Origin of the sequence: Burkholderia sp. AU6039, from assembly GCF_002223365.1 — a bacterium.
In the GTDB taxonomy this organism is placed as follows: Bacteria; Pseudomonadota; Gammaproteobacteria; order Burkholderiales; family Burkholderiaceae; genus Burkholderia.
The window spans coordinates 1,052,608-1,066,601 of record NZ_NKFK01000005.1 but is presented as its reverse complement, the minus strand read 5'-3'; the positions used below and the strand labels follow the sequence as shown (position 1 = coordinate 1,066,601).

General features: G+C 64.8%; 12 protein-coding genes. 4 read left to right on the top strand and 8 right to left on the bottom strand.

From position 1 onward, the window contains the following. Positions 1-13: 13 nt before the first annotated feature. The 4 genes from fdhE to fdnG form a co-directional block, all read right to left on the bottom strand. Positions 14-949, bottom strand: a complete 936-nt coding sequence (gene fdhE / locus CFB39_RS22620; protein WP_179250128.1) for a formate dehydrogenase accessory protein FdhE — start codon at positions 947-949, stop codon at positions 14-16. A 107-nt stretch (positions 950-1,056) separates the two neighbouring features. Next, entirely contained in the window at positions 1,057-1,683 is a 627-nt protein-coding gene (locus CFB39_RS22615; RefSeq protein ID WP_011355693.1) for a formate dehydrogenase subunit gamma, read from the bottom strand. Next, positions 1,680-2,594 (bottom strand): formate dehydrogenase subunit beta, encoded by a 915-nt coding sequence (gene fdxH, locus CFB39_RS22610; RefSeq protein ID WP_011355694.1) that lies wholly within the window; start codon positions 2,592-2,594, stop codon positions 1,680-1,682. The genes CFB39_RS22615 and fdxH overlap by 4 nt, the downstream gene beginning before the upstream one ends. A 10-nt stretch (positions 2,595-2,604) precedes the next feature. After that, complete coding sequence (gene fdnG, locus CFB39_RS22605) at positions 2,605-5,676, bottom strand: formate dehydrogenase-N subunit alpha (RefSeq protein WP_144030301.1); 3,072 nt, start codon at positions 5,674-5,676, stop codon at positions 2,605-2,607. Positions 5,677-5,818: 142 nt separating this feature from the next. On the opposite strand from fdnG, the gene CFB39_RS40900 reads away from it, so the two are divergent. The 3 genes from CFB39_RS40900 to CFB39_RS22585 all read left to right on the top strand — a co-directional run bounded on the left by CFB39_RS40900 (position 5,819) and on the right by CFB39_RS22585 (position 9,174). Continuing rightward, complete coding sequence (locus CFB39_RS40900) at positions 5,819-6,754, top strand: YihY/virulence factor BrkB family protein (protein WP_089474498.1); 936 nt, start codon at positions 5,819-5,821, stop codon at positions 6,752-6,754. 402 nt (positions 6,755-7,156) lie between these two features. Beyond that, the gene (locus CFB39_RS40895) at positions 7,157-8,314 is read left to right on the top strand and encodes a porin (protein ID WP_089427923.1); all 1,158 of its coding nucleotides are present in this window, start codon (positions 7,157-7,159) and stop codon (positions 8,312-8,314) included. A gap of 386 nt (positions 8,315-8,700) precedes the next feature. Further along, entirely contained in the window at positions 8,701-9,174 is a 474-nt protein-coding gene (locus CFB39_RS22585) for a VOC family protein (RefSeq protein WP_089474497.1), read from the top strand. Between the two features lie 153 nt (positions 9,175-9,327). Here CFB39_RS22585 and CFB39_RS22580 read toward each other — a convergent pair whose 3' ends face one another. Then, on the bottom strand, positions 9,328-10,119 hold the full coding sequence (locus tag CFB39_RS22580; protein WP_089474496.1) for an AadA family aminoglycoside 3''-O-nucleotidyltransferase: 792 nt from the start codon (positions 10,117-10,119) through the stop codon (positions 9,328-9,330). A 278-nt stretch (positions 10,120-10,397) separates the two neighbouring features. After that, positions 10,398-10,847 (bottom strand): HU family DNA-binding protein, encoded by a 450-nt coding sequence (locus CFB39_RS22575; RefSeq protein ID WP_011355701.1) that lies wholly within the window; start codon positions 10,845-10,847, stop codon positions 10,398-10,400. 257 nt (positions 10,848-11,104) lie between these two features. On the opposite strand from CFB39_RS22575, the gene CFB39_RS22565 reads away from it, so the two are divergent. Continuing rightward, complete coding sequence (locus CFB39_RS22565) at positions 11,105-12,223, top strand: acyltransferase (RefSeq protein WP_089474495.1); 1,119 nt, start codon at positions 11,105-11,107, stop codon at positions 12,221-12,223. Positions 12,224-12,617: 394 nt separating this feature from the next. On the opposite strand, the gene galU is transcribed toward CFB39_RS22565, so the two are convergent. After that, a complete protein-coding gene (gene galU, locus CFB39_RS22560; protein WP_011548079.1) occupies positions 12,618-13,505 on the bottom strand; it encodes a UTP--glucose-1-phosphate uridylyltransferase GalU in 888 nt (295 codons plus the stop codon). Between the two features lie 230 nt (positions 13,506-13,735). Next, entirely contained in the window at positions 13,736-13,879 is a 144-nt protein-coding gene (locus CFB39_RS40315) for a hypothetical protein (protein WP_006479318.1), read from the bottom strand. Between the last annotated feature and the right edge of the window lie 115 nt (positions 13,880-13,994).

The window sequence follows — 13,994 nt, the reverse complement described above, 5'->3', positions numbered from 1 at the left end:
CCGGCCCGTGCCGTCAATTCGCGTCCCGCGAGACATCCGGCCACAGCAGCGGGTTCGGTGAACTGCGCTGGTAGCCGGCTTCGTTCATCAGCAGGTCGAGCGTGAGACTCGCGAGATCGTCCGCCAGCGGCTCGAACTCGTAGTCCTTGTCCTGATAGCCGATCTTGCGATAGGTCTTGCACTCGTCGCACGATTCGGCCTTGACGGCTTCGCTGCCGCCCTCGATCCCGTGATAGGCGATGCCTTTCGTCGAATCGCAGTGCGAGCACTTCGTGCGCACCATGTGCCACTCGGTCGTGCACAGCCCGCATTGCAGGAAACGGTAGCCCTGGTACTGGCCGCCGACCCGCACGACGCTCGCGACCGGATGCGTGCCGCACACGGGGCACAGCCCCGGCTGGTCGAGATACGGGACGTCGGCCGGCGGAACGCGGCTGGCGAGATCCGTCCAGACGACCTGCAGCGCGGCCATCAGGAACGGCGCGGTAGCCGGGTCGACTTCGGCGAAACGCAGCGCGAGGATCGCGTCGGCTTGCGCGTCGAGTTCGGCGGGCGCCATCAGGCGCAGCCGGTCGAGCAGCTTCGCGAGCTGCGGGTTGACGAGCCCGGCGCCTTCGACGCGGTCGAGCAGTTCGTACAGCACCGCGCGCCAGCGCGGATCGCGCTCGCCGTCGAGGGCCGGCACGAGCGGCATCGAATGCTCCTGCGCACGCGCGATCGCTTCCTTCGACGGCAGCGGCAGTTCGAGCGTTTGCAGCGTCGCGTGCTGCGCATCGGCGACGGTGGCCATCAGCCGCAGGTAGCCGCTGATCGGGTTCAGGTCGGCCAGCTTGCGCAGCCGCGCGGCGCGCGCCGAGAACGCGGTGGCGCGCTCCGGCAGGCGAAAGCGCGGGATGGCCGAATGATCGAGGGTCGAGATCTCGGTCGGTTCGAGGATGCGTTGTGTCACAAATATATCTTCCAAATAAACAAGCGCCGACAGGTCGGCGCTTCAGGCGATTCCGACGGCTGACGGAGCAGCCCGCCGCGATCGGCGAGCCGCCCCGCTCCGGTGCGTTATTTCACGCTTTCACGGAACCACTTCGGGTGATGCTTGCGAGCCCAGCCCAGCGTGACGGTGCCGCGCACCATCGCGCCGATCGAGCCCTTCACCCACAACGCCGCGTAAATGTGCACGATGATGCTCGCGATCAGCACGAAGGCCGCCACGGCATGCACGACAGCGGCCGCGCGGATCACCCCGATCGGGAAGTAGAACGAGAAGTAGCGCCGCCAGATCACGACTCCCGACAGCAGGAGCAGCAGCAGGCACGCGACCAACGTAAAGAATAGCAGCTTCTGCCCGGCGTTATAGCGCCCGACCGGCGGCAGCTTGTCTTCCTGGTTGGTCAGCACGTCGCCGATCTGCTTGAGCCACTGGCGATCGTCCGCGTCGAGCGCGTTGTGGTGCCAGAAGCGCACCACCAGGATCGCGAACGACACGAACATCACGAGGCCGACGAACGGATGCAGGATCCGCGTCCACTGGCCGCCGCCGAACAGCGCGGTCAGCCAGAACATCGACGGATGAAACAGCGCGAGCCCGGACAGCGCGAGCAGCACGAACGTGATCGCGGTGATCCAGTGGTTCGTGCGCTCGTTCGCCGAGTAGCGGACGATCAGGTTGGGGTCGTCGTGGTTCATTTCGCGTCCTCCTTGATGCGTCGCGCCTCGTCGCGCGCGGCCTGTTCCTCTTCGTCGCTCACCTCGTTCGGACCGACCCGGACATAGTGGAAGAACCCGGCAAGCGCGGTCAGCGCGATGCCGGCCACCGCGAGCGGTTTCGCGATGCCCTTCCACAGCTTCACCATCGGGCTGATCGACGGATTGTCGGGCAGCCCGTGGTACAGCGACGGCTTGTCCGCGTGGTGCAGCACGTACATCACGTGCGTGCCGCCGACGCCCTGCGGGTCGTACAGCCCCGCATGCTCGAAGCCGCGCTCCTTCAGGTCCTCGATCCGCTCGGCCGCGTGCTGCTTCATGTCCTCCTTGGTGCCGAACACGATCGCGCCCGTCGGGCAGGTCTTCACGCAGGCCGGTTCCTGGCCGACCGCGACGCGGTCGGAACAGAGCGTGCACTTGTATGCGCGATGATCCTTCTTCGAGATCCGAGGAACGTTGAACGGGCAGCCGGTCACGCAATAGCCGCAACCGATGCAGTTCTCCTCGTGGAAATCGACGATCCCGTTGTTGTACTGCACGATCGCGCCCGGCGACGGACACGCCTTCAGGCAGCCCGGATCCTCGCAGTGCATGCAGCCGTCCTTGCGGATCAGCCACTCGAGGTCACCGGCCGGGTTCTCGTATTCGGAGAACCGCATCACCGTCCACGAGTGCTCGGTCAGGTCGGCCGGGTTGTCGTACACGCCGACGTTGGTGCCGACCTCGTCACGCAGGTCGTTCCACTCCATGCATGCCGTCTGGCATGCCTTGCAGCCGATGCACTTCGATACGTCGATCAGCTTCGCGACACTCCCGGTCACCGGTTCGCGCACCGTGGGCGGTGGCGTCGTGGTGGCCGAGACGCGCTTGATATCCAGCGATTGCAATGCCATCTCTTTCCCCTTACGCCTTTTCGACCTTCACCAGGAACGACTTGAATTCCGGTGTATAGGAGTTGCCGTCACCCACGGACGGAGTCAGGGTATTGGCGAGATAGCCGGGCTTCGTCAGACCCTTGAAGCCCCAGTGCAACGGGACGCCGACCGTCTGGACCTTCTTGCCGTCGACCGTCAGCGGCTTGATCCGCTTCGTGACGAGCGCGACCGCGATGATGTAGCCGCGCTTGGACGACACCTTCACGCGCTCGCCATGCGCGACGCCGACTTCCTTCGCGAGGTCTTCGCCGATCTCGACGAATTGCTCGGGCTGGATGATCGAGTTCAGCCGTGCATGCTTGGTCCAGTAGTGGAAGTGCTCGGTGAGCCGGTACGTCGTCGCCACGTGCGGGAACTCCGCCACCTTGCCGAACGACGCGCGGTCGTCCGGGAACACGCGGGCAGCCGGGTTGTTCAGCGCCTGCGGGTTGTTCGGGTGCAGCGGGTTCGCGTCGAGCGGCGTCTCGAACGGCTCGTAGTGCTCGGGGAACGGACCTTCGTTCATCCCCGCCCGGGCGAAGAAGCGTGCGACACCTTCCGGGTTCATGATGAACGGCCCCATCCCGTTTTCGGGCGATTCGTCCGCCTTGAAGTCGGGAATGTCGGCCCCCTTCCACGCGCTGCCGTTCCAGCCGATCAGCTTGCGGGTCGGGTCGAACGGCTTGCCGGCAACGTCGCACGACGCGCGGTTGTACAGGATCCGCCGGTTCGCCGGCCAGGCCCACGCCCAGTTCAGCGTCTGGCCGATGCCGGTCGGGTCAGAGTTGTCGCGCCGCCCCATCTGGTTGCCGGCCTGCGTCCACGCACCGCAGAAGATCCAGCAGCCGCTCGCGGTCGTGCCGTCGTCCTTCAACTGCGCGAACGCGGCCAGCTGCTCGCCCTTCTTCACGAGCGTCTTGGCCGGATCCTTCGGATCGGGCAGATCGGCGAGCGCCTTGCCGTTGAACTCCATCGCGAGCTCTTCGGGCGTCGGGCTTTCCGGGTTCGCGTACGGCCAGGTCAGGTTGACGATCGGATCCGGATACTTGCCGCCGTCCGTCTGGTACATCTTGCGCATGCGCAGGAACAGCCCCGACATGATCTCGAGATCGCTGCGCGCCTCGCCCGGCGGCTCCGCGCCCTTCCAGTGCCATTGCAGCACGCGGCTCGAACTCACGAGCGAACCGTTTTCCTCCGCGAAGCACGTGGTCGGCAGACGGAACACCTCGGTCTGGATCTTCGACGAATCGACGTCGTTGTAGTCGCCGTGATGCTTCCAGAACTCGGAGGTTTCGGTGGCGAGCGGGTCCATGATCACGAGCCACTTCAGCTTCGCGAGCCCGGCCGCCGTCTTCACCTTCGACGGCGACGCCGCAAGCGGGTTGAAGCCCTGGCAGATGTAGCCGTTCATCTTGCCGGCATTCATCAGCTCGATCACCTGCAGCAGGTCGTACTGCTTGTCCAGCTTCGGCAGGTAGTCATAACCCCAGTTGTTCTCGGCGGTCGCCGCATCGCCCCACCAGGACTTCATGAAGCTCACGTGGAAGGCCTTGTAGTTCTTCCAGTAGCTCAACTGGTTCGGCCGCAGCGGCAGCTGCACGCGCTTCTTGATGTAGCCGTCGAAATCCTGCTCGGCCTGCATCGGCAGCGTCATGTAGCCCGGCAGCAGGTTCGACATCAGCCCGAGGTCGGTCAACCCCTGGATGTTCGAGTGGCCGCGCAGCGCGTTCATCCCGCCGCCGGCGATGCCGATGTTGCCGAGCAGCAGCTGCACCATCGCACCGGTGCGGATGATCTGCGCGCCGATCGAGTGGTGCGTCCAGCCGAGCGCGTACAGCACCGTGCCGGCGCGGCCGGGAACGGCCGTGGTCGCGAGCATCTCGCACACCTTCAGGAATTTCTCCTTCGGCGTGCCGCACGTCTGCTGGACCATGTCCGGCGTATAGCGCGCGTAGTGCTGCTTCAGCAGGTTGTACACGCAACGCGGATGCTGCAGCGTCGGGTCGACCTTCACGAAGCCGTCGTCGCCGCGCTCGTAGTCCCAGCTCGATTTGTCCGGGTACGCGTGCTTCTCCGCGTCGTAGCCGGAATAGATGCCGTCGTTGAACGCGAAATCCTCGCGCACGATGAACGAGAAGTCCGTGTAGTTCTTCACGTACTCATGCTGGATCTTGTCGTTCGTCAGCAGATAGTTGATGACGCCGCCCAGGAAGACGATGTCGGTGCCGGTGCGGATCGGCGCGTAGTAGTCGGCCACCGAGGCCGTACGCGTGAAGCGCGGGTCGACGACGATCAGCCGCGCCTTGCGGTGCGCCTTCGCCTCCGTTACCCACTTGAAACCGCACGGATGGGCCTCGGCTGCATTGCCGCCCATCACGAGAATCACGTCCGCGTTCTTGATGTCGACCCAATGGTTCGTCATCGCTCCACGGCCAAACGTCGGGGCAAGACCTGCCACCGTCGGGCCATGTCAGACACGCGCCTGATTGTCGAATGCGAGCATCCCGAGACTGCGGATGGTCTTGTGCGTCAGGTAGCCGACCTCGTTGCTGCCCGCCGACGCGGCCAGCATGCCGGTGGTCAGCCATCGGTTGACCTTCGCACCGTCTTCCGCCGTCTCGACGAAGTTCGCGTCGCGGTCGGCCTTCATCAGCTTCGCGATGCGGTCGAGCGCGTCATTCCACGAAATCGGTTCCCACTTGTCCGAGCCGGGCGCACGATACTCGGGGTGCGTCAGGCGGTTCGGGCTGTGGATGAAGTCGATCAGGCTCGCGCCCTTCGGGCACAGCGTGCCGCGATTGACGGGATGGTCGGGATCGCCTTCGATGTGGATGATGCTCGGCTGGGCGTTTTTCGCGCCGTCTCCGAGGCTGTACATCAGGATGCCGCAACCCACTGAACAGTAAGGACAGGTGTTGCGCGTTTCGACGGTGCGCGCCAGCTTGTACTGTCGGACTTCGGCAAGCGCTTCGGACGGAGAGAAGCCCATCAGGGCTAGACTCGATCCGGCAAGCGACGTAGCCGTCACCTTCAGGAACTGGCGCCGGGACATTTGTAGCATGGCTGGTCTCGGCGTTATTGTGGGGGTGAGGAAACTGAAAGGAATTATAGACAGTTCGCGCAACTATGTTCGAATCCTCGGATCAATACTGAATTGTCTGATTACCAACGATGATCCGCGTTCCCCGCGCCACCGAACCGTCATGAAACGACAGATCACCTCCGAAGCCACCCGTCTCGCGCAAGAACAGGCCAACTGGGCCCTCACCGCGTTCAAGCGCTTCTCGTCCGACCGCTGCTCCGCGATGGCCGCGGGCATCGCCTTTTTCTCCGCGTTCTCGCTCGCGCCGATGCTCGTGATGGTGATCGCCGTGGCCGGCTGGTTCTACGGCGACGATGCCGCGCGCGGCCAGGTGTTCGAACAGGCGCACCAGCTGATCGGCGACGACGCGGCGGCGAGCATCCAGACGATCGTGCAGAACGCGCACCGCGCGGGCGAGCGCGGCGGCCTGGCCACCCTGATCTCGTTCGCCGCGCTCGCGATCGGCGCGTCGGCCACCTTCGCGTCGCTCAGCGCCGCGCTCAGCGTGATCTGGCCGGCCACCGAGAACCGCTGGTCGAGCATGCTCGGGCTCGTGCGCGTGCGGCTGATCTCGTTCGGGCTCGTGCTCGGCGTCGCGTTCCTGCTGATCGTGTCGCTCGTGCTCGACACGGCGATCACGTTCGTCGGCACCTGGCTGCTCGGCAATTCGCCGTACGTGATCGTCACGAACCTCGTGCAGTTCTTCGTCGGGATCGCGGTGCTCGCGGGCGCGTTCGCGTCGCTGATGAAGTTCCTGCCCGATGCGCGCGTCGCCTGGCGTGACGCCGCGATCGGCGGCATCGTGTCCGCGATCCTGTTCTCCGGCGGCAAGAAGCTGTTCGCGCTGTACCTTGCGCGTGCGGGCACCGCAAGTGCATTCGGCGCAGCCGGATCGTTCGCGGTCCTGCTGATGTGGCTGTACTTCTCCGCGATCGTGCTGCTGCTGGGTGCGGAATTCGCGGCCGCCCGCGGCAACGCGCATCGGCTCCCGGGTACCGCCGCGCCGAGCGCTTCCGCGCAATCCGATCGCCCCACCGGTCGCGCGCACGACGACTGAGGCGCCGCTTCCGCAACATCGCGGCACGCCCCCGCACACGCGTCTGCCCTTTGCAACCACGCTGCCCGCGCGCATTCGCGCGGCGTTGACACGTTCCTTGCATGCGTGCGCATTCGTTGTCGCCACCGCAAACGTTTGCACGCTTCCGTTTCGGTGTGCGGACGGGCCGAAACAGGCTTCCTGCCGCGATGCGCATCAACTAGTGAAACAATCGCATCGCAGCAATTGTCAACTTTTTCAAAAACAGAAACAGTCGTTGATGTACTTGATATATATGGACTTTTTCTCGCTGTTACCTTTTCGAGACACTTTATTTTTTAAGCTTTCTTGCGTCGATGGCACTGAGCTATTCTCCAATCCGCAACAAAAAACGATGAATCACTTGCGTGGAGATACTCAACGATGAAGAAACTCGCTCTCTCGACCCTCTCGCTCGCCCTGCTGGGCGCCGCTGGCGCTGCTCACGCTCAATCGAGCGTGACGCTGTACGGCGTGATCGATACGTCGATCACCTATGTTCACGGTAACGACGGTCAAGGTAACAATTCGTGGTCGATGGGTAGCGGCAACCTGCAAGGTAGCCGCTTCGGCCTGAAGGGTTCGGAAGACCTCGGTGGCGGCCTGAAGGCGATCTTCCAGTTGGAAAACGGCTTCAACTCGGCATCGGGTGCACTGGGCCAGGGTGGCCGCATGTTCGGTCGCCAGGCTTTCGTCGGCCTGCAAAGCGACCAGTACGGTACGCTGACGCTGGGCCGCCAGTACGACCCGCTGGTCGACCTGGTCCAGGCAGTCACGGCTGACAACTACTTCGGCAGCGTGTTCGCCACGCCGGGCGACGTCGACAACAACGACAACAGCCTGCGCGTCAGCAACGCGATCAAGTACACGTCGCCGGTCTGGGGCGGCCTCCAGTTCGAAGGCATGTACGCACTCGGCGGCGTCGCCGGCGCAACGGGCAAGGGCCAGACGTGGGCCGCAGCTGCAGCCTACAACAACGGCCCCCTCGGCCTGGCTGCCGGTTACTTCCACGCCAACAACTCGGCTCCGCTGAGCACCGCAGGCGTGCGCACCGGCTGGGCCGGCACGTCGGACGCGATCTTCGACGGTTCGGGCGCGTTCATCAACAACGCCTACACGTCGTCGTCGTCGATCGGTATCGCTCAAGTGGCTGGCCAGTATGCATTCGGCCCGGTGACGTTCGGCCTCGGCTACAGCAACGCGCAGTACAAGGCGGACGCGAACTCGGCATTCGGCACGAACCAGAAGTACAACACGGGTCGCGCATTCGTCACGTACCAGGCATCGGCACCGCTGCTGCTCGGCCTCGGCTACATCTACACGAAGGGTAGCGGCCAGACCGACGCCAAGTACCATCAGGTTTCGCTCGGCGCCGACTACTCGCTGTCGAAGCGTACCGACGTCTACCTGGTTGGCGCATATCAGCACGCAAGCGGCAAGAACGCCGACGGCAGCGATGCTCAGGCATCGGTGGGCTCGTACGGCATCGCCGGCAAGAGCTCGCAGGAAATCGTCGCGCTCGGCCTGCGTCACAAGTTCTAAGAAGTACGTTTCCGGCGTGCATGGCGTCTCCGACGCCTTGCCGCCGACCTGGAAAGCCAGCCCCGGTTTCGGCCGCGGCTGGCTTTTTTTCGTCCGTCTCCTACGTGCCGGCAGCGCCCGCACGGGCCGGCGACCGGAACCCGGGCCCGACCCATGCCCGCCGGCCAGCAGCGGCGCCTGGCGGCTGCAAAGCGCCGGGAACACCGTTTGCGAAGCGTCTCGCCGGTCGCCATCCGTCCGCCGGGCGACTACCATCCGCACTGCCGGCACCGCTCGTCCGGTGCGATCGCAATGTGCCGACGCGTGTCGATTTCGGCAATCGTCATCCGTCGTCTCGATGGCGGCACGCGGTTCGCGCATCGCCCCATTCATACAGGAGATACGCCATGACGATTCAGAAGATCACGCCTTTCCTCTGGTACGCGGCGGAAGCGGAAGAAGCCGCCGCCTTCTATGCGGGCATCTTTCCGGATTCGCGCGTCGTGCGCGTCACGACGGTGCCCGGCACCGACGGCACGCGGATGGTCGAGTTCGAGCTGTTCGGGCAACCGTTCTTCGCGATGAGCCACCCGCGCACCGATACGTTCAACCACGCGATCTCGCTGCTGGTCAGCTGCGCCGACCAGGCGGAACTCGACCGCTACTGGCATGCCCTGCTCGACAGCGGCGGCACGGCCGACGCCTGCGGCTGGCTGAGAGACCGCTACGGCGTGTCGTGGCAAATCGTTCCGGAAACGCTGATCCCGATGGTGTCCGACCGGGACACGGTCAAGGCCACGCGCGTGGCCGCCGCGATGATGCAGATGATCAAGCTCGACGACGCCGCATTGAAGGCCGCCTACGCGGGTACAGCGGGCTGACGAGACAGCACGTCGCACGGCGCATGCGCGATGACGCGCCGGGTCGCCGACAGGCATCCGGCTCGACCGCATGCGCGTGCGACTGCCGCGCCATTGCAGAGGATCTTCATCGGCGTCGCCCCCCCAAGCCGGCCACGCGCGCGGCATCCGCCGCTACGTCGACAGCATCGACTCGACCGTTCGCCGCGCGTAGCCGATGAATGCGGCAAGGGGTTCGCCCGACAGGATCGCCGCGTCTTCCTCGCCGCCGAGATAGGCGGCACGCGCCGCCGCGACGACTGGCCGGCAGGCTTGCGGCAAGCGTTCCAGAACCCATGTCGCCGCGACGTCCTTAGGCGCGATCCTGCCGGTCGCGGCGCTGTACCAGATGCGCGCGAGCGCGAGCACCACGTTGCACGCGTCGCCGCGCCAGTCCGGTTCGGCATTCCACTGCGCGACCGTCGCCAGTAGCGCGGCGACAAAATCCCGTGCGGGTACTTGCTCGAAAAGCACCGCCGCCGGCGCGCCAACCAGCACGACACTGTGCTGCCGCACCTTCGTCAACAGGATCGCCAGATCGTGATCGACACGCGCCGGTTCGACGATGCCGGCCTCGAGCTCGTGACGCAGCCACTCGCCGAACTGCAGTTCGCGACGCGCCGGATGACGCCACGGCACGACCGCATCGTGTGCGACGACGGTCACTTCCAGTGCGCGCATGCCGCCGGCGCGACCAGGCGGCGCCGACACGGCCAGCAAGTCGAGCATCAGTGCGTGCCGCGTCGATTCGTCCGGTCGGGCCGACACCGTCACCAGCAGGTCGACGTCACTGCGCGGCTTCAGTCCGCCGTCGAGCGCCGATCCGAACAGATGGATTGCCGTGAGCGTCGCGCCGAGATGCCGCTCGATCGTGCCGCACGCGGCGGTGACCTGGGCTGCGATTTCGTCGGGAATGCATTCAGTCACGATGCACGTGCCTCGCGATGCGCACGCAACCGGCACAGCGCGCGCGACGGGCAGCGGCGGATCTGCTGCAAGCGCGCGGCGGATTGCCGTTCGTCATCGCGCGTGCGCGGCGCGTCTTCGATCGTGCGTCACGCGTCGAACCGGGCCTTCCGCCATTTCGCTGCTTCGCTGCCGCATGATTTGCGCAGCGCAATAAAAATCCCCGCACGCTTTCGCGTGCGGGGATCGTCGGACATCGCAGCGGCTGCCGACATGCATTCGGCAGCCGCTGCGCAGCATTACGCTGCCGCGTCCTTCAGCTTCTTCAGCGCACGTGCCTTCACGCGCACGCTGGCCGGCTTCGCCGGGAACCAACGCTCTTCGCCCGTGAACGGATCCTTGCCGAAGCGCTTCTTCTTCGCCGGCACGACTTGCGCCGTGATCTTCAGCAGACCCGGCAGCGTGAACTCGCCCGCGCCCTTCTTGTGGACCGAGCCCAGCACGACGTTCTCGAGTGCGACGAGCACTGCCTTGACAGCCTTCACTTCGACAGCTGCGCGCTCAGCGATGTGCGTTGCGAGCGATGCCTTCGTGAACTTGTCCTTCAGCGGCGTCGGAGCGGCCGGTGCCGCCTTCGCGACAACCTTCTTGGCCACTACTTTCTTCGCGGGCGCAGCCTTTTTGGCAGCCACTTTCTTGGTGGCCGGTGCGGCAGCCTTCTTGGCCACCTTTTTTGCGGAAGTCGCCATGTTTCTCCTACCAGGTGTGGTCGTTGGATACACGAAGCGTGCAACGCGCGCGCTTCAACGCCGGATTCTACAAGCGCCTTGACGCTTCGTGCAGTACTTTTATGCGTTTTCGCGGGGTTTCCCGCAGGTTTTTTTGCATGCGACCGATTTCATCGACGCTCCAGCATCAAAAAACGCCTTCACGTAGGCACCCGAATGCGAATTACGTTCGATATTTGCGCACCTATACTGGGCTCGCTCAATGCCCGGATGCCTCCATGCGCGAAGCCAGATACGTCAAAGGACTCGACGGCCTGCGAGCCCTCGCCGTCATCCTCGTTTTCCTGTCCCACAAGGGCCACGTCCTTGCCGTCGACGTCGGCAAGCTTGGCGTGTGGACGTTTTTCCTCATCAGCGGATTCCTGATCGTCGGCGAGCTGCATCGCAACCGCCAGGCGGTCGAGCGCGACACCATGACGCGCCGCCACGCGCTCGCGCTGTTCCTCGCGAAACGCGCGCTGCGGATCTTTCCCGTCTATTACCTGCTGCTCGCCGCGCTCGCGATCGCGCACGCGCTGTTCTACCAGCGCGGCGTCAATCTCGGGCTCGCGTGGCACGCGGCGTTCCTGTCGAATTACTGGATCGGCGCCGTCAAGGACGGCTGGCCAGGCTCCACGTCGCACTTCTGGAGCCTCGCGGTTGAACAGCAGTTCTATCTGATCGCACCGCTCGCGCTGCTCGCGGTGCCCGCCGCGCGACATGTCGCGCTCGGCATCGGGGCCATCGCACTGTGCGCGCTCGCGCATCTCGCGCTCTACCTGTGCGACGCGTCGCCGGTGCTGATCTATGCGTTTTCCCCGTGGAATTTCGCGCTGATCGCGCTCGGCGGCGTCGGCGCGATGGCGCTCGCCGATCGCGGCGCGGCCGCCGTGCGCCGCGTTCCGCCCGGCTGGCTCGGCGCGGCCGGCGTCGTGTTCTTCCTCGTGCTGCCTGCCTGCATGCCCCTGCCCGACGCGCTCGCGGGGCTCGCGGATCTCGGCCTGTCCGCATCGCTCGGCGCGCTGCTGCTGTGGATCGTCAGCGAACCCGAGCATCCGGTCGTGGCGCTGCTCGACTGGGCGCCGCTCGCCTATCTCGGCACGATCAGCTACGGCTTCTACCTGTTCCACAACCTGATTCCGGCGCGTTTCGGCGTGCTGCCGGCCCACGTCGGGCACGTGGCCATCCCTGAAATCGTCCGCGACACGCTACCCGAGATGCTGCAGTTCGCGCTCGCCGTGCTGCTCGCGCACCTGTCGTGGCGCTATCTGGAAAAGCGGCTGCTCGATTTCAAGAAGCCGGTCGCCGCGATGCTGGCCCGGTATTTCGTCGCACGGCCGAGCACGTCGGCGCGTTGAACACGGCACGGACGCGGCAACGGTCGAGCGGGGAAGCGGTGCTTCACGCCACACCCCGGCGCTGACGCTCAACACTCGAGCCGTCGCGTCATCGACCAGCGCCGGCAAAACCGATGCGGTCACGAACGTCGATGCGCATCGCGCAATCGAACCGCCGATCCTGTCATCCGGGCGCCCGTCGCGGCACCGGTTTCAGCCGTGACGTCCGCGCTCGTCGGCGCGCCCCGCTCCGCACGCAGCCCCGATCCTGAAGCCGATCCGCCACGACACGCACCCCGGCGGCACGCACGGCGATCGTGCACTGGCGCACCCGCACACGCAAAAAAGCCCCGGCGCGCGAGCGGCCGGGGCCAACGGAACAACCACCACCTGAAACAACGGAGCGCGCGGCTGCTTAGGCGACAGCAGCCAGCGCGGGCAAGCAGGTACGCAGGTAGGCCTCGAATTCGCGGCTCACTTCCGGATGCTGGAGCGCGAGCTCGACGGTGGCCTTGAGATAGCCGATCTTGCTGCCGCAGTCGAAGCGCGTGCCGTAGTAGCGATACGCGAGCACCTGCTCGTTCGCGAGCAGCGACTGGACCGCATCGGTCAGCTGCAGCTCGCCGCCGGCGCCCGGCTTGAGCTTGCGCAGGTGATCGAAGATCGTCGGCATGAACACGTAGCGGCCGACCACGCCGAGATTCGACGGCGCATCTTCCGGCGCCGGCTTCTCGATGATGCCCGACAGCTTGATGATGTCCTCTTCCCATTCGCGGCCTTCGACGACGCCGTACGAGCGGCTGTCCTCGCGCGGGATCGTCTCGACCCCGATCACCGAGCTGTGATAGTGGTCGAACACGTCGACGAGCTGCTTGAGCACCGGCTGTTCGCCGTGCAGCAGGTCGTCGGCGAGAATCACCGCGAACGGCTCGCCGTGCACCAGCTTCTCCGCGCACAGCACCGCGTGGCCGAGGCCGAGCGCTTCCGGCTGGCGCACGTAGAAGCAGTTCACGTGGCTCGGCTTGATGCCGCGCACCAGTTCGAGCAGCTTTTCCTTGCCGCGCGCCTCGAGCTCGGCCTCGATCTCGTAGGACTTGTCGAAGTGATCCTCGATCGCGCGCTTGCTGCGCCCGGTGACGAAGATCATCTCGGTGATACCTGCGTTGATCGCTTCCTCGACCGCGTACTGGATCAGCGGCTTGTCGACGACGGGCAACATTTCCTTCGGGCTCGCCTTCGTTGCCGGGAGGAACCGCGTGCCGAGACCGGCGACGGGGAACACGGCCTTGGTGACTTTCAACATGTTCGCATCCTGATTGCGTTGACTGCGCCGCGTCGACCAGCGACCCGGCGCGATTGTGTTCCGAACGGCATATCGAGAATCGACGGTACTGCCAATTCGACTCCGCTCATTTTCGATATGGACTGATTGCCCAATGATTCCGGAAAAAATATAATCCTTTCAACCCGGTCGATATTGCCGAACCGAGTACCGAGGCAGAAACAAATTACCGATTTTCCAGATACAAATTCTTACGATTCAAATTCCTCGATATAGGGCACGCCGCCCCGTTCGAGACCCGGGCGAATCGGTTCGTTCTTCAGCGCCTCACGGTACGCCGACAGCACGGCCATGACCAGCAGTACTGCAGCGCTCGCGATCCAATGCATGTCCATCTTGCCGCTCCTTGCATCAATCAACTGGAGCTTCAAACTATCAGAAAAAAATCGGTAAATAATTGACCCGCCTCGCGGAACCGCTTTCTGATCGCGATAAAACCATGATGTGGAA